This window comes from Sphingomonas panacis (genome assembly GCF_001717955.1).
In the GTDB taxonomy this organism is placed as follows: domain Bacteria; phylum Pseudomonadota; class Alphaproteobacteria; order Sphingomonadales; family Sphingomonadaceae; genus Sphingomonas; species Sphingomonas panacis.
In genome coordinates this window covers 236,221-259,759 of record NZ_CP014169.1, presented here as the reverse complement: position 1 = coordinate 259,759, position 23,539 = coordinate 236,221, and the positions used below count along the sequence as shown (strand labels likewise).

Below are 23,539 nucleotides of genomic sequence, written 5' to 3'. Positions count from 1 at the left end.
GGCAGGCTCTCAAGCGAGTTCGAACCCCCGCGACGCGATCCGTCAACATTATGGCGCGGTTCGCCAAGCTGGTCCGGCTCAACATGCTGAATACCACAACCCAACTGGTCGCGCAGACGCCTGTGGTTCGTGGCCTAGATTGATAAAGTTGCTCGGGAGGGGAATAATGAAGGGTGCATCGCTCAAGGGGGTCGTACTCGTTTCCGCGCTGTGCGGCCCGGCCTCGGCAAATGCACAGGCGGTTGCTGGGTCACAGTTGGGGCAGGTGCCGTCGACCCGTACCTCCGCCACGTTGACCCCTGCGGGTCCAATGAACGAAAACAGCCCTACATCCGACGCTAGCCAAACCGGCGACATTATCGTGACCGCCCAAAAACGGTCCGAACGTCTCAATGAGGTGCCGATGTCGATCACGGCAAGCACCGGCGATCAGCTGAAGTCAGCAGGCATCACAAACACAGACGATCTCGCCAAGATCGTCCCGGGCTTTACCTTCCAAAAGAGCGCCTACGGGCTGCCGATCTACTATATTCGAGGTGTGGGCTTCAACGATACAACACTTGGCGTCAGTCCAGCTGTCACCGTGTATGTCGATCAGGTCCCGCTCCCCTATTCGGCTATGACCCGAGGCGCGCTTTTCGATATCGAGCGCGTAGAAGTATTGAAGGGGCCGCAAGGTACATTGTTCGGTCAAAATTCCACCGGTGGCGCGATAAACTATATCGCCGCAAAGCCGACGAACCGGTTGCAGGCCGGATTTGATCTCGGCTACGGTCGCTTCAACAGCGTCAATACAGAAGCGTTCATCAGTGGCCCCCTGACGGACACTCTCAAAGGCCGGATCGCCGTGGAAAATGAATATCAGGGCGACTGGCAAAAAAGCTATGTGAATAACGATACAATCGGCCAGAAAAGGTTTCTGAATGGTCGAGCCATCCTTGACTGGGATCCAACGAGCACGGTGCGCATCTCCCTTTCGGCTTCGGGCTGGAGGGACAGGTCGGACACCCAGCAAGGGCAATTTATCAAATTCACGCCGCTTTTTCCCGCGGGAACCGGCCGTCCACCGACCTTCCCGATCGCGACCTTTCCGGCAGCGCCAGCAAATGCCCGAGCCGCTGCTTGGGATCCCGGCTTCGATTTCGCGAAGAACGATAGTCTCTACCAATTTGCTTTGCACGGTGAGGTGGATTTGAGCGATGCCATCACTCTCACGTCAATTACGTCCTATGCTCATTTCAAGACGTCAACTCCCTTGGATCTCGACGCCTCCATTTACCCTGTCGATCGCGTGGACACGCACGGCACAATCGAGACTTTTTCCCAGGAACTCCGGCTTAGCGGCGTAGTCGGTGATAATCTGCACTGGATGTTCGGGGGCAATTATCAGAATGATCGCGTCAAAGAGCATTGGGTGCTTGGTCCCGATTTAAGTACCGGCGCGAGCGTTGGACCATTTACCTACGATGGACTGATTGTCGACAATGATCAAAAAGTGAAGACGGGCAGCATCTTCGCCAGCCTCGATTACAATATCACCCGGCAGCTCACGTTACAGGGTTCGATCCGCTATACCGATCAGAGGCGTCATGGAGAGGGCTGCGGCCGTGACGATGGCACCGGCGACGTCGCTGCCGCCCTGGGGTTTTTGTCGGGACTCATCACGGGAACACCAGCAACAATTGCGCCTGGTGCATGCGCGACGCTTAACAGCCAGACGGGCCTGCCCGGGCTCGTGACTGGCAACCTCAATGAAGACAATCTCTCGTGGCGCGCCGGTGTCAGCTATAAGCCCAGCTCCGGGACATTGTTCTACGCCAACGTGACGAAAGGGTACAAGTCCGGCAGTTTCCCGACGCTTCCGGCGGGCTTTTCCGCGTCGCTCGCACCGATCAAGCAGGAGTCGATACTCGCCTATGAAGTTGGCGCCAAGACAGAGCTGTTCGATCGCAAGGTTCAGATTAGTGCGGCAGCATTCTATTATGACTACCGCGACAAGCAACTCGTGGGTTACAAGGCCAATCCACCCTTCGGGACACTTCCCGCCCTCGTCAGCATTCCCAAGTCGAAAGTTCAGGGAGCCGAACTCAGCATTCTGGCGCGGCCCGTCCGTGGGCTGACCATCAATATCGGTGGAACCTACATTGACTCCAAGGTGCTGCGTAACCCGATCAATCCGATCGGCCCATATAGCACATCAGGAAGCTTCGTCGGAGAGGCCTTCCCCTTCACGCCCAAATGGCAAGGTACGGTGGATACAGAGTATCGATTCGCACTATCCTCAGCTTTGGACGCTTTTGTTGGCGGTAACGTTTCCGCTCGCAGCGGAACGCAAAGCGTGCTCACCACTGGAGGTGCCGCAGAGGCACCGCTGGAGGCCCTGCTCTATCTGAAAGGCTATGCACTGCTGGATTTGAGGGCGGGTGTGGAAACCCAGGACGGCCGCATTCGCTTTGAGTTGTGGGGCCGGAATGTGACCAACAAATATTACACCAACAGCGCCACCCGTGTTTCAGATTATACATATCGCTTCACCGGTATGCCCGTGACCTACGGGGCGACGTTACGGTATCGATTCGGGCAGTGAGGCCGCTATAGCAGGATTTCTATCGCTTGTTGCGGATCGAACGCCCGCTCGAAGCCCCTGTCGAGAGCCTCTTATGGCGCGGCGGGGTCACATTCGGCGTACCGGACACAAATAACTATGTAGAATTCACCGGAGATAGTGAACGATGGGCGCTGATAAGAAGGCAACTCTAGCCGTTAACTCCCGCGATATGATCGGTGAAAGCCCCGTCTGGGACATTTTGAACGATCGTGTTCTGTGGATAGATAAGGCATCCGGTACTATCCATGAAGGGAAGGCTGATAAAGACGGTAAGTGGGGTCAGACCAACTCTTGGACACTGGATCGCAAGATAGGTGCCGTCATCCTTCGTCGGGAGGGCGGTTTGATCGTAACCAGCGGGACTGAGATATACACCCTCGATCACGAAGGCGAGCTTGAGCTATTTGCCGAAACCGGTGCGGATCCGGACCTCGTCCAGCTCAACGACGCCAAATGCGATCCTCAAGGTCGACTATGGTCCGGGACATTTGCTCTGGACGGCAGCGCAAGTTCAGGCGAACTCTATCGTATAGATCCAGACGGCGGCGTGTCAACGCTGCTCTCGGGGATCGGCCTTTCAAACGGATTAGGCTGGAGCCCGGATGGAACGATATTTTATTATATCGATTCCTTTACCGGCGCAGTGGACGCATTCGATTTTGATGGACGTCGTGGTACGATTTCGAATCGTAGAAGCGTGATTAGATGTGAGGGTGTCGGAATCGACGGCATGACCGTGGATGATGAAGGATGCGTCTGGTTTTCGGCTTTCGGAACGAGCGATGTTCGGCGCTTTTCGCCGGATGGCGCGGAAATCGGGCGAGTCGAAGTCGGGGACATAGGTGTCACGAGCTGCGAGTTCGGGGGCAGCGACCTTGGAGAGTTGTTCATTACGACTGCCGCCGGGCGCTTGCCCGAACCGCTTTGGGATTTTGTGGGATTCACTGCGGACATGGCTGATCGCGCGGCCGCCGCACCGGGTGCGGGAGGACTATTCGTCTGCAGGCCTGGCTCCAGGGGACAACCGGCATCTCGTTTCGCGGGCTGACGCCAGATGACCCTACCGACATGGCTGATCCCGCCTATCGCTGGCCGCGTTTTCATATTATCGACGGAGCCGATAGAAGTTTCAATGGATAGGGAGGCGGAGATTTCCCGGGCCATTTATTTTCGGGCTTAGGAGAGCGAGCTATGAAAGTGATTGATCAGGGCGGACAATCCATCTTCAGACGGATTCTATCGCGAATTATCGATCTGATTACGCAGTACGGCGATATCTACCTGAAGGCATTCCCTAGGGTCTGACCTGACCCTCGCCACTTAATCAGGAGTTCCGTGCCGGCGACCGGTCCGAAGGAGGGATTCCTACCAAATTCCTATAATGGACGCCGTCTGAGCTATGCCGAGTTCGCGCAATGTGATTTCAGCACCGGAACGGCCAAAAGTATCTCCGGCTTCCAGATTGAGCAAGCACAGTGAGCGCTTACGCGGGGTTGATACCCGGATTTGCGAGGATATCGGAGCGTCACTCGTGCAGATCAGTTTCGCACCGTTACGATAGTTCGTCGGGTAAGGGTGAAACGTCGCGGCCCTGTACATGCTGCCTGGTGCGGGCCAACGATCGTTTGGCATTTCCGTCGGTCAGCTGCAGGACGGACAAAAGAGGACAAATAAGAGTGTTTCTGAGGATGTGGTTGGGTTCAGTTTACCGCTCTCTCGAATCGACTTACTGACCAGACGTCGGAAGTGGGAATGCGGCCAGACATGGCATCGCGATAGATCCGACATAAGCCGTTCTCGCGTCAGGGCCGCCAAAAGCAATGCTGGTAGGGAGAGGAAGAAAGCCACTTGCACAAGCGAGGATGAGCTGGGGATCTGTTGTTTGGTCCTGCACCGAAGCGACGAGACTATCGAGAGCTAATCTGTTGACATCTTCACATACAACATTCGCAGCCCCGTCCGGCGTGATGACCGAAATGCCGTTGCGACAAATGAGCGTCACCCATATATTCCCGTCTGCATCAAACGTAAATCCATCGGGCCAACCGCCGTAACCCAAACTTTCCGGGCCGACCGTTTGACGATCGCCAAGCGAACCATCCGGGAAGATCGGAAAGCGTATGATCTTGTTTCCCAAAGTCTCCGCCGCGTGAAGATATTTCCCGTCTGGACCAACCTTTACTTCGTTTGTACAGGCGATGTCGTCCGCGACAATAACGGGACCTCGTTCGTCAATGCGGATAATGTAGCCGTCACGGCGGCCTGATTTAAGCATATCATACCATCGTTGATGCCGGGTCATGATCGATACCCATATGCGGTCCTCGTGATCGACCCATGCATGATTGACCGCACCTAATGGCGCACCGCCAATCTCATCCAACAGCAGGTGCGTGTCTCCGTTGGGAGCAACCTCATACAGGGCGCCACCGGAAATATCAGCAACAACAAAGTTGCCATTTGCGCGGCGGCTGAAACCGTTAACCTCTTGGATGCCAGCGCCTATCAGCATAGGCTCGTCGTCATCGTGGACGCTTGCGATACCACCCCGACTGTCCGAGACCCATATGCCCTCGCGATCGATCCACACACATTCTGGTCGATTGAGGTTCTTGCCGAAAAACGTAACGTCGCTGCTCTTCAGCTTGAAGTCTTTGATAGTTTGGCGCATTTGGATTTCCATTCTGCTTACCATAGGTAACTTCGTGTTCGCTGGCAGTTTAGGGCGGCGGCCGACGAGAAAGTCGTGAGCTCCTCCGTGTCACCCCGCATCACCGGCATCACGTACTGCGAGTGCCACCACGCTTGTAACTCTGTATCGGCTGTGGCGAGGCCGTCTTGCCACGCACCAACTCCTCGCACTGGTCCGCGACGGGGACATGATTTCGATCGATGCCCTTGTTCGCGACGTCATCTCTCTCCCATTTTGCCCCATCCGCAACGTGCGCCCGTACCCGCCGGTCAATGACCATTGCGATCCATCGGTATTCTTGATCCTCGGCGGCCAACCAGAAAGTCGAAGTCCGCGCCCGTATCGGCCTGCATGACCGATTTCACATAGAGCGCGGCATAACCGCCATCGAATTTCTCGACAGGTGAAATCCAGGCCGCGCGACGCGTTGCGAGTTCATCGTCGGACACCTCGAGATGAACCGACCGGCCAGGCACGTCGATCGAAATCATGTCCCCGTCGCGGACCAGCGCCAGCGTGCCGCCGTCGGCCGCCTCGGGCGTCGCATGTAGAAGCACGGTGCCGTAAGCCGTGCCCGACATGCGAGCGTCCGAGATACGCACCATGTCCGTGACGCCCTGCTTTAGAAGCTTTGCAGGGAGGCCAAGGTTGCCAACCTCTGCCATCCCCGGATACCCTTTCGGACCGCAATATTTCAGGACCATCACGCAAGTCTCGTCGATATCTAGATCCTCTTGGTTGATCCGGAGATGATAATCTTCGATGCTTTCGAAAACGATCGCCCGCCCGCGGTGCTGCATGAGATGCGGAGAAGCCGCGGAGGGCTTCAGCACTATTCCGCGAGGCGCAAGGTTCCCACGCAAAACCGCTATGCCCCCTGATTGGGTAAGCGCTGCTTTTCGGGAAACAATCACTTCGGGATCGTAATTGACCGCATCCTTTACCTCATCCCAGATCGCGCCCCCGCTTACGGTGAGGGTGTCCTTATGGAGCAAGCTCATCTCACCGAGCGCCTTCAGGACGACCGGCAAGCCGCCAGCATAGTAGAATTGCTCCATGAGGTACCGCCCGGATGGCTGCAGGTTCACAATCGTCGGCACGTCCCGTCCCAGACGGTCCCAATCGTCCAGCGACAGGCCGACGCCGACCCGGCCAGCAAGGGCGAGCAAATGAATGACCGCATTGGTCGAGCCGCCCACCGCGCCATTGGCCCGGATTGCATTTTCGAATGCGTGCCTCGTCAGCACGTCCGATGGCTTCAAATCCTCTTGCACCATGCCGACGATGCGCCGACCGGAAAGCTGCGCGATCACCCGCCGGCGGGCGTCGACGGCGGGAATCGCCGCATTGCCCGACAGGGTCATACCGAGCGCTTCTGCCATCGAAGCCATGGTGGAAGCCGTGCCCATCGTCATGCAGCTCCCGGCCGAGCGCGCCATACCCTGCTCCGCATCGACGAACTCATCGATCGTCATCTCGCCGGACTTCACCATCTCGGCGAACTTCCAGATCGCGGTTCCCGATCCGACGTCCTGGCCTCGCCACTTGCCGTTCAGCATCGGCCCGCCCGAAACCAGTATCGCGGGAAGGTCGACGGATGCCGCCCCCATCAGCAAGGCCGGGGTCGTCTTGTCGCAACCACCCAGCAGCACGACGCCGTCTATAGGATTACCGCGGATCGCCTCCTCGACATCCATGGCGGCAAGGTTGCGGAACAACATCGCCGTGGGGCGCAACGTGCTTTCGCCTACCGAGAAGACCGGAAACTCGAATGGCACGCCGCCGCTCTCATAGACGCCGCGCTTGACCCGCTCGGCCAAGTCCCGGAGATGGGCATTGCAGGGTGTGAGTTCGGACCAAGTGTTGCAGATGCCAATGATCGGGCGGCCGTCGAAGCTGTCGGCCGGCAAGCCTTGATTCTTCATCCATGAGCGGGACATGATCGCGTTCTTGCCCTTGCCGCCAAACCATTCGGCCGAGCGAAGGGGACGCGGTGCGCCCGACTTGTTATTTCTCGCATCATCGGTCATCGCAGTCATCGTCCCATTAGCCGAACCACTGCACCTTGCTTCCACCTGTCCCGCACTGCCAGGATGGCAGCCAGCCGATGAGGCGTCAGCCAGGCCAGAGATCGGGCAGCCGCGCCGCCAACCATTTCGCGATAGCGGCGTTCACTTCACTCGGTTTTTCCTGCGCCATCCAGTGGCCAGATTTCACGACCGCTTCGGTAAGATCGTCGCAAGCCTCGCGCATCGGATCGGCAAGCCGGGTGTCGACTGTGGCGCAGACATAGTCATAGGCGGCATGAACGAACAAAGTAGGCAGCGAGAGACGTCCGTCATCCTTCACCCGGGCAGAATAAGCCATGTTGGCATCATTATTCATATAATAACTGTCGGGACCGAAAAAGCCGGTTCGCGACAGCGCCGCAACGTACCGATTTTCCTCCTCAAGAGTGAGGATGGTGTCATCGCGAGGCATGTCGGGGGCCTTATTGTCCGGCGGAAACCAGCTTCCATTGCGGCGAGGAAAGGCCGTGATCGCCGGCTGGCCCATGCCTCCGGGTGCTCCCGCCCGGAACAGTGCCCGTACGGTCGCTCCGATATCCGCTTCGAACCCGGCACGGGCCTTCTCAAAATTCTCCTCGTAGAACAGCATGTACTCCCACTGACCGGCTGGAAATGTGCTCTCCGGATAGACATTGCGGTCGATCAACGGGATGAATGTCCGGTAGGACAAGCCATCGGGAATATAGGGCACCGACATGGCGGCGACGCCATGGCAACGATCGACATGATGTTGCGCAATCAGCCATACCACCGGCGCGCCGAAATCGTGGCCGACCCAGATGGCCTTTTGCGCGCCCAGGGAATCGAGCAGCTCGATCATATCGGTCACGACTTCTTCGAGCGCATAGTCCTCGTGCCGCGGGTGGATGGTCGACCGTCCATAGCCACGCATGTCGGGCGCGATCGCGCGCAGTCCGAGCCCGGCGAATGCGACAAGTTGCTGACGCCAGGACACCGACAGTTCGGGCCAGCCATGGACGAAGATGATCGGCGTGGCGGACACAGAGCCGGCTTCGAGATAGAATGTCGTGTGCCGGGCGGTCTTGTTGACGCGCTCGAAGATGAAGCTGTTTTCGATCTTCATATTGCGTTTCCTTCACTTCGCTCCATCGCGCCGTAGCGCGATCGATGTGATGCGGCCTTGCCGTCGAAAGCCGAGACCCGTGTCGGCGGTTGGTTCGAGACCCGCCTATTTGAAGAAGTCATCCTGCTCAAAATGCGGATTGGGATAGGTGTAGAAGCCCTGACCGCTTCTGGCGCCCAGTGCGCCCTTGTCGACGAAGTTCGTGCGGAGATATTCGGTTATCGGCAGGAGCTCAGACCGTCCCTCATTCTCGGCGAGATGGCTCAGGGCGTTATACACGGTGCCGATGCCCATCATGTCCACCGATGCTATCGGACCGAGCGGTGCACCGGTGCCGATCATCCATACGCGATCGACATCCTCGAACGACGCAACTCCGCGTGACACGAGATCCAGCGCGCTCGTGATGAACGCTGCCATGATGGAGTTCGACACATAGGCCGGCTGCTCCTTCTTGAGCAGAATCGGCACCAGCTGGATCCGCCGCGCGAAGTCGACGATGTCGGTGACAAGGGCTGGGTCGGTGCCCGCGTGCGGCATGATTTCGAGAATCGGATGATCCCAGATCGGTCGGGCGACATGGCAGGCCAACAGCCGACCCGGGCGGTCGGTAAATTTCGCAATCTCGCTCGGCAGCATCGTGGATGTATTGGTGGTAAAAATCGTCCGGGGCGGACAATGCGTAGAAAGGGCCTCGTAGGTTGCCTTCTTGATGTCGAGCGCCTCCGTGACGGACTCGCTCACGATGTCGACATCGGCAGCCGCCTTCGACAGGTCGCTTTCATAGCTGAGGCGCGCGAGAACCAGGGCCGCCTCTTCCTCGCTGAGTTTTCCTTCGGCCCGAAATGCGTCTGCATATGTTCCGTGGCTGGCGCGAGAAGTGTCGAGCGATTGTGCCGATATGTCGTACATGACGACATCCAACCCACGGGTCGCACAGTAAAATCCTATTTCCGATCCGACCAGCCCTGCGCCGGCAATGAGAATCCTGTTGATCATCGTCCTTCCTTTTCCCTACGAACCGACCGCAACTCCTCAGCAGCACTGCGATCCGATTGATTTTGCAATGACCTGGAGCGGATTTTCACGAGCTGGCCGCCCCAGATCACGCAGCATTCTATGATCGTCGACCGTCGGGGCGTGCCGTCCGGACCCTTTAGAACGGGTAAGCTGGGGGTTCGTCGTTGATGGTGACCCACTGGAGGACGGTGTATTCTTCATGGTTAGTCAGCGATCCGTGGCGCGCACCGTTGCCGGACGACTTGACGCCGCCGAAGGGGGCGTGGACCTCATAGATGGCGGTCTGGTCGTTGATATGGACCATGCCGCTCTTGAGCCGGCGCCCGACCGCCAGCGCCCGCATCGGCGACCGGCTGATCACCGCCGCCGACAGGCCATATTCGGTGTCGTTGGCGAGCGCGACCGCCTCGTCTTCATCATCGAACACGGTCACCGGCGCGACCGGGCCGAAGATCTCGTTGGTGAAGGCCGACATGCCCGAGGTGACGCCGGCGAGCACGGTCGGACGGTAGAACGGCCCGTCATGCGTCCCGCCGGCCGCCAGGCTCGCGCCCGCGCCGACACTCTCCTGCACCAGCCGATCGATCTTGGCGAGCTGCGGCGCGCTGATGATCGGCCCGATCCCCACATCCTGGCGGAACGGATCACCCACCACGATATTGTTCGCGCGCGCCGCGAGCCGCTCGATATACTGGTCCGCGATCTTGCGGTGGACAAAATGCCGCCCCGACGCGATGCACACCTGACCCTGATGGAAGAAGGAGCCGAAGGCGCCCGCCGCGCTCGCCTTGTCCAGATCCGCATCCTCCAGCACGATCAGCGCATTGTTGCCGCCCAGCTCCAGCGACACCTTCTTGAGCATCCCGCCCGCGGTCCTGCCGATCGCGCGGCCCACTGCCGTCGAGCCGGTGAACGAGATCATCCCGACATCGGGATGCCCCACGAGCGCCTCGCCGACGTCGCCGCCACCGGGCAACACGCTGAACAGGCCCGGCGGAAGGCCCGCCTCCTCGAACAGCCCCACCAGCAGCATGCCGCCCGACACCGGCGTCTTGGGATCGGGCTTGAGCACCACCGCATTGCCGAGCGCAAGCGCCGGCGCCGCCGCGCGCAGCGCCATCGCCAGCGGGAAGTTCCACGGCGTGATCACGCCCACCACGCCGACGGGCACGCGCCGCGCGAAGCTCATCCGCACGGCCGAGCCGGACGGCAGCACCATGCCCTCGGGCTGCGTCGGGAGCGCCGCGGCCTCATACAGCTCGGCCAAGCTCGCCACCTCGAACCCCGCCTTGAACCGGGTCGAGCCGCTCTCGCGCACCAGCCACTCGATGAACTCCTCCTTGCGCTCCTCGAGCAGCGTACCCGCCGTGCGCAGCACCCGCGCCCGCTCCGTCGCCGGCGTCTCCGCCCACGCCACCTGCGCCTTCACCGCCGCCGCCACAGCCACATCAACGTCCGCCGGTCCCGCCATGCCGACCGTCGCGATCGCATCCCCAGTCGCCGGCTCGCGAACGTCCACCACGCCCCCCGCGCCCGCCTCCCACGACCCGCCCACATAAATACGCTCGTGCCAAGCCGCAGCCTTCGTATGGACCTCGATGTTCATGTCACAACACTCCTCAATTAATGGTTCATTGCAGGAACCCGCGTGGCCCCTCGATGAAATCGCCTACGTCATTCAAGCGGCCGGATACTTGGAGGGCCGGCGCTTTGCGCTCCGTCGATGACGATGCTGGAACCGGAGATCATCGCGGCCTCATCCGAGGCCAAGAACAGGATCGAGGATGCAATATCATCGGCGGTGCAAACGCGGCCCATCGGCACCTGAGTCGCCATCGCGCTCAAAAGTGCGGCGCGCCCGCCTTCCACCTGAGCGGCAACGGCATCAATGTTGGGCGTATCGGCGTAGGTCGGATGGATCGCGACACAGCGCACAGGATAACGCCGCTGCGCACAGTGCATGGCGACCGTCCTCGTCAAAGCGGTAACGCCGCCCTTAGCTGCTGCATAGCCGGCGGCATCCGCCGGCCCGAGCAAAGCGGCGAGCGTCGACAGATTTACGATCGCGCCCGAGCCGCCCGACGCAAGAATGCCGCGAAGTCCAACCTGGCACCCGATCACCGTGCCCGTGAGGTTGACCGCCAGCATGCGATGGTAGTCCTCCATCCTCATGTCTTCGATCGTCCCAGGAATACCGAAGCCGGCGACATTGCAGACGATATCGAGCTTGCCATATCGCGATACGGCGAGATCAACGGCTGCCTGCCAATCGTCCTCCTTGCGAACATCCATCGCGACGGCAGCCGCCGAACTTCCCAGCGGCTTGGCCGCCTCTTCAGCAAGCGCGAGACTGATATCCCCCAGCACCACGCTGGCGCCTTCCTCGACGAAACGGCGTGCGGTCGCACGCGCGATGCCGCCCCCGCCGCCACTTATCAGCGCGCTCTTCCCAGCCAGGCGTTCCGCCATAGAAGCTCCCTCAGCCGAGAAGGCAGTCAAGACCACCTTCCTTCTCAATCAATGAAAATTTCATTCCCAAATATGCGTCCATCAGCGTCATTGACCGAAGCGAAACTTCAAGGTCACTCCGTACGTTGCGGGCATGCCAGCAAATCGATAGACATAATCTGATACTCGAACGATATTGGTGCTGTAGAATTTGTTCGCCACGTTGCGGCCCCAGATCTCGATGCGGAGTTTCGAGTCCGGCGTTTCCACGCCCGCCCGTAGGTCCAGCAGCGCGTATCCGGGAATGACAAGCATTTTCTCCAGACCTGCGATCGATGCGCCGTCGTAAGGCGAAACGGCCGAACCCCCGTTGAAAAGCGACGCGTTCGCTTTGCTTCGAGCCGTCACGTTGCCTCCCAAGTACATGTTCAGGCCAGACGAGATCGGAAAGGTATACTGGGCATCCGCAACGCCCTGCCACTTGGGCGTAAAGGGAAACGGGCTACCGACGAAGCTCCCGCCCTGACTGCCGAAAGGGCCTGTGGGATTGGGCGGATCGCTCTTTATCCTGGTATCGACATAGGTGCCGCCCACATTAAGTCTCAGGCCGTGAAGCGGCAGCAGGGTTGCATTGAATTCCGCACCTTCAACCCTCGACATAGGGATGTTGACCAATGCAGGAAGCGCGCCGAATGGCGGAAGATTGAGAGTACCAAGAAGCTGTTTGTCGCGGTAATCATAATAGAAGGCCGCAGCAGTCAGCTGCACTTTCCGGCGAAACAGATCGATTTTCGTCCCCACCTCATAAGCCAGAACCGATTCCTGGTTTACCGGATTAAGAGCTGCGGAGGTAGGCGGGGGCTGTGTCGGGAAGCTGCCTGACTTGTAGCCCTTTGTTACATTCGCGTAAAACAACATGCTCGATCTCGGCTTGTAATTCACACTCGCGCGCCAAGAGACGTTGTTTTGATTGAGCTGATCATGCACGAGACCCGGCACGCCGGTGGTGGCATTCAGTGTGACGCAACCTCCAGGAGGAATGTTTCCGGCAGTTCCACTCAGTAGAAAAGCCAGGTAATCGAAGGCTGCTGCTAGATCCCCGTCACCGTCATCTCTCCCGCATCCCTGATAACGGCGGTGCTGGTCGGTGTAGCGAGCCGATCCCTGCAGCGTGATTTTATCGGTTATCGCGAAATCTAAACTTCCAAACACCCCCGCTGTCCTGATGCTCTGATCGTTGGTCACTCCAAATCCGTGATAGACGAAGGGCCCTATATTTCCATTCGTCGTGAATTGGGGATCGTATCGGAATTCCTCGTTGACCGTGTCTTTCTGATAGCTTCCGCCCAACATCCAGCGCAGCCTGTCTCCTGCGGTCCCATTGAGCCGTAATTCCTGAGAAAAACTTTTGATCATGCCGGAGACAACCGTGCGCGAGACCGGATAGATGGTGCCGTCGAGATCGAGCGGCGTGAATGTCTTATAATTGGCGTACGATGTTAAAGACGTCAGCGCGATATCATCCATCAAGTTCCAGTCAGCCCGCCCGGTGAACTGATAGAATCTGTCATTCCTTGCGAAACTCACCCCCGGATCCCATGCTGCTGCCCGGTCGTTCTTTGGCGCTGCCGGGAAGGTATCGATAGGATACGGAATAGGCAGGTGAGCGGGAGCGCTATCGGGACCGCGGAACAGCACGAATTGCGGCTGCTGGGTATCAGATGTGTCCTTCCACGCAGAAGCAGTCAATGCGACATGAAAGGTACTGCTCGGGTCCCAATCGAGCATCGCCCGACCATTGATGAACCTTTTCTGTCCGATGGTATCACTGCTGACATAGCTCTTTTGCCAGTCATCCTGATATTCCTGGCGAACAGCGAGGCGCACCTTGAGGGTGTTGGTGATCGGACCGCTGATGAACGCCTCGGTATCGACGGCGTTGAAGCGGCCGAATCCCAGATCGAACCCGGCCTCGAGATGGTCAGTCGGTTTGGCAGCGATGTAATTGATCGCGCCGCCGGTAGAATTCTGCCCAAAAAGCGTACCTTGCGGTCCCTTCAGGATTTCGACGCGCTCGAGATCGAGTGTGGCGCCGCGCGACATCGGGGAGTAGGGAAGCGGCGCTTGGTCCACATAGACGGTAACGGCTGGGCTTACGCCGAGCGTGGTATCATTAAACCCGATGCCGCGTATGAAATAGATCGGTGTTCCATAGCTGCTTTTCAGGAAGGTGAAGCCGGGAACGATCTTCGCGAGGTCATCGGTGCTTGTTACTCCGGCCGACTTCAACTGATCACTGGTGCTCGCCGTAATCGACATCGGGACATCATTGAGACGCTCGGACCGCTTTTGTGCCGTAACGATGATATCGCCGACCTGCGGTTCGTTTGATGTCACGCCGGATGCTTGCACGACCGGAGATGCAGGTGCGACCACACTGCCAGCCTGCTGAGCAGCCGCCACTTGTGCAAACAGAGAAGTCGAACTGCATAGCGTGACAACCGAAAAGACTCCCTTATTCAAGAGCTTCATTTTCCCCTCCTTTGACTTTTATGGTTTTCGTTCTTTAGACGTCTGACCCTATCCCTGCTTCTTCACTCCAGCGTTAATCCCTATGGCAAGTTGTACGTGGCGTTCCTTGTGTCGGAAGCAGCCGCGATCTGCGTTACGAAATCTTCAATCCCGCATTATCGCCGCGTTCGCGCCACTCGTTGAGCAGCGCCGAAAATTCGAGGGCTCCGCCACCGTAGGTGTTGGCGCTCCAACTCTTCTCGATATCGCCTTCTGCATTGAAATAGCCCGGCGTGCATTGGGCGTGCATGGCCCTTATGCCCTGCGATTTCGCCACGATGATCTGGCGCCATTCCGCCTCGCCACCCGCCGTCGCTTCGATCCGCTTGGCGCCGACTGCACGCGTCTTGGCGATGAGATCGACGAGATGATCGACCTGCTCGGCCAGCATGTCGGTGATATTGGGCTTCACCGCATTATTGCCGGACCCCAGAAGGAACAGGTTGGGAAATCCATGGACATAGAAGCCGTGCAGCGTGCGGGGACCATCCGCGAAATGGCCGGCCAGGAGTTCACCCCCGACACCGCGGATGGCGGCGCCGGCGGTGCGATTGGTGGTCGTGCCAACCTCGAAACCGGTCGCGAAGATGATGCAGTCGACAGGATAGGAAACGCCGTTACATACGATGGCCGACCCGGTGATTTCGTCGACCCCCGCCCCGTGCGTATCGATCAACGTGACGTTGTCCCGATTGAAGGAGGGCAGATAGTCATCGTTGAAGGCGGGGCGCTTGCACAGTACACCGTACCAAGGCTTGAGCGCCTCCGCGACCTCCGGGCGTTCCACATGGGCCGCGATCCAGGCGCGCATTTCCTCGCCCTTCTGAAAATCGGCGCGTTCCATCAGCGCCATGGCCTCAGGAAGGGCTAGTTCCCGGCCATCCTCGGGTCGCCAGTTGGTCAACATGTCGCTGAACAGCTCGGTCCACCCGTCGGCGACAAAGTCCGTCTCACAGCGCGCACCGGACACTATGGCGTTGAAATTCTCCATCCGTTCGCGCTGCCAACCGGGAGCCAAGGATTTTACCCAGTCCGGATCCGTCGGTCTGTTGCCCCGCGCGCCTACATTGGAGGGGGTGCGCTGTACCACGTAAACATGTTGCGCATCGCGCGCGAGATAGGGAACACACTGGACCGCCGTCGCGCCAGTGCCCAGCACCGCAACCTTTTTGTCCGCAAGGCGCGTCATGCCCCCATTTGCATCGCCGCCGGTATAGCCATAATCCCACCTGCTGGTGTGGAACATGTGACCCTTGAAGCGGCTGATCCCGGAGATACCGGGCAACTTGGGGCGATTGAGGGGTCCGCTGGCGGTCAGCACATAGCGCGCCTGGATCAGGTCACCGCGATCGGTACGAACGGTCCAGCGCAATGCCGCCTCGTCCCAATCCATGCTGGTGATCTCGGTCTGAAACAGAGCCTTGTCGTATAGCCCGAAATGTCTGCCGATGCGCTGGGCATGCTCGAAAATCTCCGGCGCGTGGGCGTATTTCTCGGTGGGAATATAGGCCGTTTCCTCAAGCAGCGGCAGATAGATGTAGGACTCGATGTCGCACTGTGCGCCCGGATACCGGTTCCAATACCAAGTTCCACCGAAATCGCCTGCTTTTTCCACAATTCGGATATCGTCGATCCCGATCTTCTTCAGACCCGCCGATGCCAGGAGTCCACCGAATCCCCCGCCTATCACAAGCGCCTCGACGACCTCTTCGATTGAACCCCGCGTGATCGGCGCTTCGATCCACGGATCGTCGACGAAGTGACGATATTCGCCAGTTACTTCGATAAACTGCTCATTCTTGCGCGGATCGAGACGGCGGTTGCGCTCTTCCGCATATTTTGCGCGGAGCGATTCCACGCTGGCGTGATCGCGCGAGACCTCAGCAACACTTCCGGTCATATCCACTCCTTGGGCTTGCGGGCGATTCCTCCCCCGGCCTTCTCTTGGATGGATCTTATCGAATGAGCGTCCCGAAGACGTTGCGATGCGCGCCAGAATATTGACCGATCGCGACAGTGTTGCTCCCGCTCGGTTCCGGGCAAAGACCCCATGGCGTGCCGCGCGCAGTCCGGCGAGGGCAGCAGGTGGCCCTACGGAGGACTAAGGCCCCGCACTTGCGTAACGCATACGGCTAGCAGTAACCGCCTGACGCCTAATGCAACGCGGGTTCCCGACATTTCATTGCCCCCTTCTGAGCCCGTAGAGCGCGGGCGCCCGTATTCAAATGCTTACGTAGGAAGCGGCTTACCGCGCTATTGTCACTATAGCCCAATCGATGTGCAAGCGCCGTAAGGTTTGGACGCCGTTCGCCGCCAAAATATTCGTCGGTTATCCTGGTCCGCACCTCGATCAGCAAATCCGCGAATGCTAGATTGTGCCCGGCTAAGTGCCGCTGCAATGCACGCGGGCTCATGCCAAGCCCATGTGCCACATGTTCGAGCGTGGCTTCCCCTCTTACGAGCTTGGCCGCAATAATCTGCTCGACTCGTCTGGGAAGTTCCACGGGCGCGGCAGAGTCCTCGGTTCGGATCTGCCGCTCCAAAAACGCAAACATCTGTGCATTGCCGTTGCGCGATGGCTGCTTCAAGTCCCGCCGTTTAAGGACAACCGCATTACGATCCGAGTTGAAATCCATAGGACAACGAAAGATATTTTGCTGAATCCTGATGGTAGGCGGTGCGTGATGAGCGAGTTCGACACGCACCGGAGACCAGTTTTCACTGCCCAGGATCATGCGTATAATGCGCACCTCGAGTGTCAGCGACGCTTCTACGAACTGCGATGCGCCAAAACGCGCGGGCACCATTAATATATGTTCGAGGGCGATGTTTTCGTCTTCATCCGACAGGTTGAAGCCAACAGCACCATTTTCCAGATGGATATATTGACGGTTGACGCGCAGTGCATCGGCAAGCGTTGGAGCATGGTCCCATACCAAACTGAGCGGACCAAAGCCGCCGTTGATTTTAGCCCATGCCGCTGTCGAGGCTCCGAGAGCGGGGCGATCCATCTTGACCGAGCATATTTGCAGCATATCGACGATTGCGTGCGCCGGAACCCTATCCTTTTCATAGCTGGCCCTAAGAACCTCTCTCAAGTCTCCGTCTATCAGCGCCTCAAGAGCTATACCCTGCTCCCGGGCAAATCGCGCAAACTGACGGATACATCCGGAATTTCCTAGCATTTCCATTGTCCTCTCCTTCGTGAAGGAGACGTGGTGGCTCGTTCTTACGAACAGCCACCCGTCTCTCTTTTAATTAGAACGGGTAAGCTGGGGGTTCGTCGTTGATGGTGACCCACTGGAGGACGGTGTATTCTTCATGGTTAGTCAGCGATCCGTGGCGCGCACCGTTGCCGGACGACTTGACGCCGCCGAAGGGGGCGTGGACCTCATAGATGGCGGTCTGGTCGTTGATATGGACCATGCCGCTCTTGAGCCGGCGCCCGACCGCCAGCGCCCGCATCGGCGACCGGCTGATCACCGCCGCCGACAGGCCATATTCGGTGTCGTTGGCGAGCGCGACCGCCTCGTCTTCATCATCGAACACGGTCACCGGCGCGACCGGGCCGAAGATCTCGTTGGTGAAGGCCGACATGCCCGAGGTGACGCCGGCGAGCACGGTCGGACGGTAGAACGGCCCGTCATGCGTCCCGCCGGCCGCCAGGCTCGCGCCCGCGCCGACACTCTCCTGCACCAGCCGATCGATCTTGGCGAGCTGCGGCGCGCTGATGATCGGCCCGATCCCCACATCCTGGCGGAACGGATCACCCACCACGATATTGTTCGCGCGCGCCGCGAGCCGCTCGATATACTGGTCCGCGATCTTGCGGTGGACAAAATGCCGCCCCGACGCGATGCACACCTGACCCTGATGGAAGAAGGAGCCGAAGGCGCCCGCCGCGCTCGCCTTGTCCAGATCCGCATCCTCCAGCACGATCAGCGCATTGTTGCCGCCCAGCTCCAGCGACACCTTCTTGAGCATCCCGCCCGCGGTCCTGCCGATCGCGCGGCCCACTGCCGTCGAGCCGGTGAACGAGATCATCCCGACATCGGGATGCCCCACGAGCGCCTCGCCGACGTCGCCGCCACCGGGCAACACGCTGAACAGGCCCGGCGGAAGGCCCGCCTCCTCGAACAGCCCCACCAGCAGCATGCCGCCCGACACCGGCGTCTTGGGATCGGGCTTGAGCACCACCGCATTGCCGAGCGCAAGCGCCGGCGCCGCCGCGCGCAGCGCCATCGCCAGCGGGAAGTTCCACGGCGTGATCACGCCCACCACGCCGACGGGCACGCGCCGCGCGAAGCTCATCCGCACGGCCGAGCCGGACGGCAGCACCATGCCCTCGGGCTGCGTCGGGAGCGCCGCGGCCTCATACAGCTCGGCCAAGCTCGCCACCTCGAACCCCGCCTTGAACCGGGTCGAGCCGCTCTCGCGCACCAGCCACTCGATGAACTCCTCCTTGCGCTCCTCGAGCAGCGTACCCGCCGTGCGCAGCACCCGCGCCCGCTCCGTCGCCGGCGTCTCCGCCCACGCCACCTGCGCCTTCACCGCCGCCGCCACAGCCACATCAACGTCCGCCGGTCCCGCCATGCCGACCGTCGCGATCGCATCCCCAGTCGCCGGCTCGCGAACGTCCACCACGCCCCCCGCGCCCGCCTCCCACGACCCGCCCACATAAATACGCTCGTGCCAAGCCGCAGCCTTCGTATGGACCTCGATGTTCATGTCACAACACTCCTCAAATTTAGCAGATCGCGATGATGCTGGTTGAACTTTGAAATTCGACGTCGCCACCGACTGAACGAATGCTCGGCCACATTCGCCTTCGAGAAGGATGTCCTTTGCGCGACTCGCTTCGGGTCTGAGCACTTCGGCGCTCACGCATGATTCCAAGCTGACCCAGGATTGCGTCTTCGGCATCGACCCTGCCTTCAACGGATCGCGGCGAAAGCATGGCGCAATTCCCTGACGAAAAGAGTGGGTTGTTCGAACGCCGCGAAGTGACCTCCCTTATCCAGTTCGTTCCAGTAGAACAGATTCGGCCATTCCCGCTCGGCCCAAATCCTCGGCGCGCGAAATATCTCGCGCGGGAATACAGTACCTGCCATGGGCAGTTCGACACGCCCCTTGCCATGTCCGACATGGCCACTTTGGGTATTCTCCCAGTAAGTCCTAGCCGACGAGGTCGCGGAGTTCGTTAGCCAGTAGAGAGTGATGTTGTCGAGCATCGCCACGGTCGACAACGCATCCTCAGGGGCTCCCTTGTTGTCGGTCCAATCCCAGAATTTCTCATAGATCCACATGGCTTGGCCGATAGGTGAATCCGCCAGACCGTAGCCCAATGTCTGGGGCCGGCTTGCTTGCTGCCGGAAGTATGACGATCCTGATGCCAGAAAGCCTGCCCGATCGTCGATCGCACGTTGCTCCTCCGGAGTCGGGCTGGAGGGCAACTCCTTTGGAAAGACCATCGGCCAGTTGACGTGCGCCGCGACAAGGCCATCCGGCTGTTGTTGTGCGAGAACGATCGCCAGCCCCGCTCCCCAGTCACCCCCTTGGGCGACCCAGCGGGGATAGCCGAGCCGCTTCATCAGGGTAGCCCAGGCTCGCGCCGTTCGTCCGAGGTGCCAACCAGGTTCGACCGGCTTATCCGAAAAGCCGAAGCCTGGAAGCGAGGGAATCACCAGATGAAAGGCATCCTCGGCGCTCCCGCCATGGCGGACGGGGTCAACGAGGGGCTCGATCACATCGAGGAATTCAATGATCGAACCCGGCCAGCCATGCGTGAGAATGAGAGGCAGCGCTTCGGCATGAACCGACCTGACATGCAGGAAATGGATGCCAATCCCATCGATGGTGGTACGGAACTGGGGAAGTTTGTTGAGGCGCGCCTCGAATTTCCTCCAGTCATAACGATCCTGCCAATAGTCGAGAAGCGATTGTGCTTTCGCCAGCGGTACCCCTTGGCTCCAATCTCCGACGGACTCCTTATCGGGCAGGCGGGTGGCGGCCAGACGTCGCCTCAGATCGTCAAGATCGGCCTGTGGCACAGATACGGAGAACGGCGTGATAGTGTCACCCGGCGATCCGCTCCCCAGCTGCGGAGAAGGCTTCATGAGCATGGCCTCCATCCTGGACCCGCGGAGGGATCCCGATCACGCATGATCCAGCCCGTGTTGAACTCCTGCCGGCCGATCGCCGCGTTGCTGAGATAGTTTCCTTCCAGTGGTCCTTTTGATCGCTCCAGATGCCGATTATTCGCCCATTGGCTGATGAACACCGTCGGGCTCGCGCTGTTGAAACGACTAGGACCAATATCGAGGGTCGCGCCTCGCGTGCTTGGAGAGGAAGAACTTGGCGCTTCCCCCACATACACGGCGACTGTCCGACGCTTGCAGAACGTCGTATCGCTGAAGCAGACCCTGCGGATGAAACAAGCTGGAACGCGATCGTTCCCTCTCAGGTACGGCAACTGCCAAGCGATCCCGGCCGGTCCGGCGGTAATCTCAGTCCTCAATGCCGCAAAGTGTCCGGCCGATCCCGTCGCGGTGGGGATCAGGACTTTCTGGACGCCCAGGAGTCGCTTATGTGCCGTCACGATGCTGACGCCCGGTTCGGGTAATCAATCAGTCTGTCGATTTGAGGAACTGGTATCTCAGATCTCGCGGCCTTGGACCCACTACCTGAATCTTGATTTTGCTTTTCAAGTTTCCCAGCCACGGCCGGGGCGTTCAGCAAGGTGAAACCATCCAACGCCGCCGCGTCCGAAAATCCTTCATAGCCCACGCCACTCATCTTGAATTGCTTTCTTCGTCTGGACTTGTCCCGGATACGTCCCTTACTTATACTATATCAATACGCTTGGTTCATTTGGCCGCTCACCACGCAAATTTCCGCACTGGGGAGAACGCTTCAGATGTCTGCGTAAGTTGCCTCCCCAGCCAGGGCGCCAGGATGGGTCACCGCGCCTTGGTACGCGGGGCCGACTTGCTGAACATATTTCCAGATCGCACCGGACCGGTACCGGCCCGGTCCAAGGGGTTTCCAGGCCGCACGCCTCGCGCGCAACTCGTCATCGGTCAGACGAACGTCGAGCGTGCCTTCGACAACATCGATATCGATGATGTCGCCGTCGCGCAGCAGCGCCAACGGGCCGCCCTCGGCTGCCTCGGGGCCGACATGACCTATGCAGAAGCCCCTGGTCCCACCAGAGAAGCGGCCATCGGTGACCAGCGCTACCTCTCCCGAGGTGTCCTGCCCGTAGAGCATCGCTGTCGTCGCCAGCATTTCACGCATGCCGGGCCCCCCTTTGGGGCCCTCGTAGCGGATGACGATCACATCGCCCATTTCATACTGCCGATCCCGAACCGCCGCGAACGCGCTTTCCTCATTGTCGAAGCAGCGCGCCGGACCGCTAAAGCTGGTCTTTGCGATGCCCGCCGTCTTAACGACCGCGCCTTCAGGCGCCAGGTTTCCGCGAAGCGCAGTGACGCCGCCCCTGGGGCTTTTGGGATTGCCAACCGCACTGATGACGTTTTGGTTCGGGTTCCACTTCACGCCGGCCAGGTTTTCGGCAATTGTCTGCCCAGTCACGGTCAAACAGTCCCCGTGGATGTAGCCGCCCTCGAGAAGCGTTTTCATCAGCAAAGGAACGCCGCCAGCGTCGAACATTTCTTTGGTGTTGTACTTCCCACCAGGCTGGAGATCCGCAACATAAGGCGTTCGGTTAAATACCGCAGAGATATCAAAGAGATCGAACGAGATCCCGCATTCATGCGCAATCGCCGGCAAATGGAGCGTCGAATTCGTGGAGCCGCCCGACGCCGCTACAACAGCGGCGGCATTCTCGAGCGCCTGCCGGGTGACGATGTCGCGAGGGCGGATACGGTTCCTGACCAGTTCCATGATCTTTTCGCCAGACAGGACACAGAGCGCATCACGGCTGAGATAGGCTGCCGGCGCGCCAGAGGAGTACGGCAGGGCGAGGCCGATCGCCTCCGAGACGCATGCCATTGTGTTCGCGGTCGCCTGGACGCCACAGGAACCGGACGAGGGGCACGCCACCCGCTCCATCTCTTCCAACTCCTCGGCCGATAGAGCGCCCACGGAATGCTTGCCCACAGCCTCCACCATATCCTGCACGGTGATCGACGCCCCGTCGTGCGAACCAGGCAGTTGCGAGCCGCCATAAATGAAGATCGACGGGACATTGAGCCGAATCATGGCCATCATCAGGGCCGGCAATGTCTTGTCGCAGCCGGCGAGACCGATCAGGGCATCATAGGCATGACCGCGTACCGTCAGTTCCACCGAGTCGGCGATGCAGTCACGAGAGGGGAGCGAGGAGCGCATCCCTTCGTGCCCCATCGCCAGGACGTCCGTGACCGCGATCGTCGCGAACTCGCGCGGCGTGCCGCCGCCGCGGACGATGCCGCGCTTCGCGGCTTGCGCCTGCCGCATCAAGGCTATGTTGCACGGAGCCGCCTCGTTCCAGCAGGAAACCACGCCGACAAACGGCTGGTCGATTTCCTGTTTGGTGAGGCCCATCGAATATAGTAACGCCCGGTGGGATGCGCGCTCATAGCCTTCCGTGACATGCCGACTGGGCAGGCCCTGTTTTCCTGAGCGTTCAGCGTCCACTATTTATCCCCACCTGATCCCATCCGATCACCGCACGATGCGGCACGGACGGCATGAACCCGTCGGCGGGCATTCGTGCCCGTCTCGTCAGACGTCCTCGAGGCCATGGGGCGGGAAACCACCCTCGCGTCGCGTGGCCACTTGCACATGCCGACTTCACCACAGATCGCGGCGTGTCTTTATGAGCGTCCGGCGGGTCTAGTCGCCAAAATCCTTCGCGTCAATAATCTCGATATTATCAACAACATCTTTTTTGCGACGGTCCGCGCCGCCGTGACGATCCATCTGGAGCGCCGGGCGCCGTTAGGCGCTCCGGAGGGCGGTGTTCACCCCAAGAAGCGGACGCAAAGGCGCGCGCATGGAACAGGCCGCTACCGCCTGGACGAGGCCGGCCGCCGGTGAACATC

The 23,539-nt window shown here is 59.7% G+C and carries 15 protein-coding genes; 3 read left to right on the top strand and 12 right to left on the bottom strand.

The genetic code is table 11. From position 1 onward, the window contains the following. Positions 1 to 166 precede the first annotated feature (166 nt). Positions 167 to 2,587 (top strand): TonB-dependent receptor, encoded by a 2,421-nt coding sequence (locus tag J0A91_RS24400; RefSeq protein WP_240502325.1) that lies wholly within the window; start codon positions 167 to 169, stop codon positions 2,585 to 2,587. 145 nt (positions 2,588 to 2,732) lie between these two features. Beyond that, positions 2,733 to 3,656: an SMP-30/gluconolactonase/LRE family protein gene (locus J0A91_RS24395; RefSeq protein ID WP_069207794.1), complete on the top strand. Its 924-nt coding sequence runs from the start codon at positions 2,733 to 2,735 to the stop codon at positions 3,654 to 3,656. A 678-nt stretch (positions 3,657 to 4,334) separates the two neighbouring features. Here the strand turns inward: J0A91_RS24395 and J0A91_RS24390 are convergent. The 12 genes from J0A91_RS24390 to ilvD form a co-directional block, all read right to left on the bottom strand. Then, positions 4,335 to 5,279, bottom strand: coding sequence for an SMP-30/gluconolactonase/LRE family protein (locus J0A91_RS24390; protein WP_069207886.1), 945 nt, complete (start codon positions 5,277 to 5,279; stop codon positions 4,335 to 4,337). Positions 5,280 to 5,569: 290 nt separating this feature from the next. Beyond that, complete coding sequence (locus J0A91_RS24385) at positions 5,570 to 7,330, bottom strand: IlvD/Edd family dehydratase (protein WP_069207885.1); 1,761 nt, start codon at positions 7,328 to 7,330, stop codon at positions 5,570 to 5,572. Positions 7,331 to 7,415: 85 nt separating this feature from the next. Continuing rightward, positions 7,416 to 8,453, bottom strand: coding sequence for an alpha/beta fold hydrolase (locus tag J0A91_RS24380; RefSeq protein ID WP_069207793.1), 1,038 nt, complete (start codon positions 8,451 to 8,453; stop codon positions 7,416 to 7,418). Positions 8,454 to 8,558: 105 nt separating this feature from the next. After that, positions 8,559 to 9,452: a 3-hydroxyacyl-CoA dehydrogenase gene (locus J0A91_RS24375; RefSeq protein ID WP_069207792.1), complete on the bottom strand. Its 894-nt coding sequence runs from the start codon at positions 9,450 to 9,452 to the stop codon at positions 8,559 to 8,561. 157 nt (positions 9,453 to 9,609) lie between these two features. Further along, complete coding sequence (locus tag J0A91_RS24370; protein ID WP_069207787.1) at positions 9,610 to 11,079, bottom strand: aldehyde dehydrogenase family protein; 1,470 nt, start codon at positions 11,077 to 11,079, stop codon at positions 9,610 to 9,612. Positions 11,080 to 11,147: 68 nt separating this feature from the next. Then, positions 11,148 to 11,942, bottom strand: a complete 795-nt coding sequence (locus J0A91_RS24365; protein WP_069207791.1) for an SDR family oxidoreductase — start codon at positions 11,940 to 11,942, stop codon at positions 11,148 to 11,150. Positions 11,943 to 12,029: 87 nt separating this feature from the next. Beyond that, the gene (locus J0A91_RS24360) at positions 12,030 to 14,453 is read right to left on the bottom strand and encodes a TonB-dependent receptor (protein WP_069207790.1); all 2,424 of its coding nucleotides are present in this window, start codon (positions 14,451 to 14,453) and stop codon (positions 12,030 to 12,032) included. Positions 14,454 to 14,586: 133 nt separating this feature from the next. Further along, positions 14,587 to 16,392, bottom strand: coding sequence for a flavin-containing monooxygenase (locus J0A91_RS24355; protein WP_069207789.1), 1,806 nt, complete (start codon positions 16,390 to 16,392; stop codon positions 14,587 to 14,589). A gap of 253 nt (positions 16,393 to 16,645) precedes the next feature. Then, positions 16,646 to 17,683, bottom strand: a complete 1,038-nt coding sequence (locus J0A91_RS24350; RefSeq protein WP_069207788.1) for an AraC family transcriptional regulator — start codon at positions 17,681 to 17,683, stop codon at positions 16,646 to 16,648. 67 nt (positions 17,684 to 17,750) lie between these two features. Beyond that, complete coding sequence (locus J0A91_RS24345; RefSeq protein ID WP_069207787.1) at positions 17,751 to 19,220, bottom strand: aldehyde dehydrogenase family protein; 1,470 nt, start codon at positions 19,218 to 19,220, stop codon at positions 17,751 to 17,753. 206 nt (positions 19,221 to 19,426) lie between these two features. Next, complete coding sequence (locus tag J0A91_RS24340) at positions 19,427 to 20,614, bottom strand: epoxide hydrolase family protein (protein WP_240502324.1); 1,188 nt, start codon at positions 20,612 to 20,614, stop codon at positions 19,427 to 19,429. A gap of 790 nt (positions 20,615 to 21,404) precedes the next feature. Beyond that, positions 21,405 to 23,132, bottom strand: a complete 1,728-nt coding sequence (ilvD, locus tag J0A91_RS24335; RefSeq protein ID WP_069207786.1) for a dihydroxy-acid dehydratase — start codon at positions 23,130 to 23,132, stop codon at positions 21,405 to 21,407. A 147-nt stretch (positions 23,133 to 23,279) separates the two neighbouring features. Here ilvD and J0A91_RS24330 point away from each other — a divergent pair, with 147 nt between their 5' ends. Continuing rightward, positions 23,280 to 23,534 (top strand): hypothetical protein, encoded by a 255-nt coding sequence (locus tag J0A91_RS24330; RefSeq protein WP_150127134.1) that lies wholly within the window; start codon positions 23,280 to 23,282, stop codon positions 23,532 to 23,534. The last annotated feature ends 5 nt before the right edge of the window (positions 23,535 to 23,539 follow it).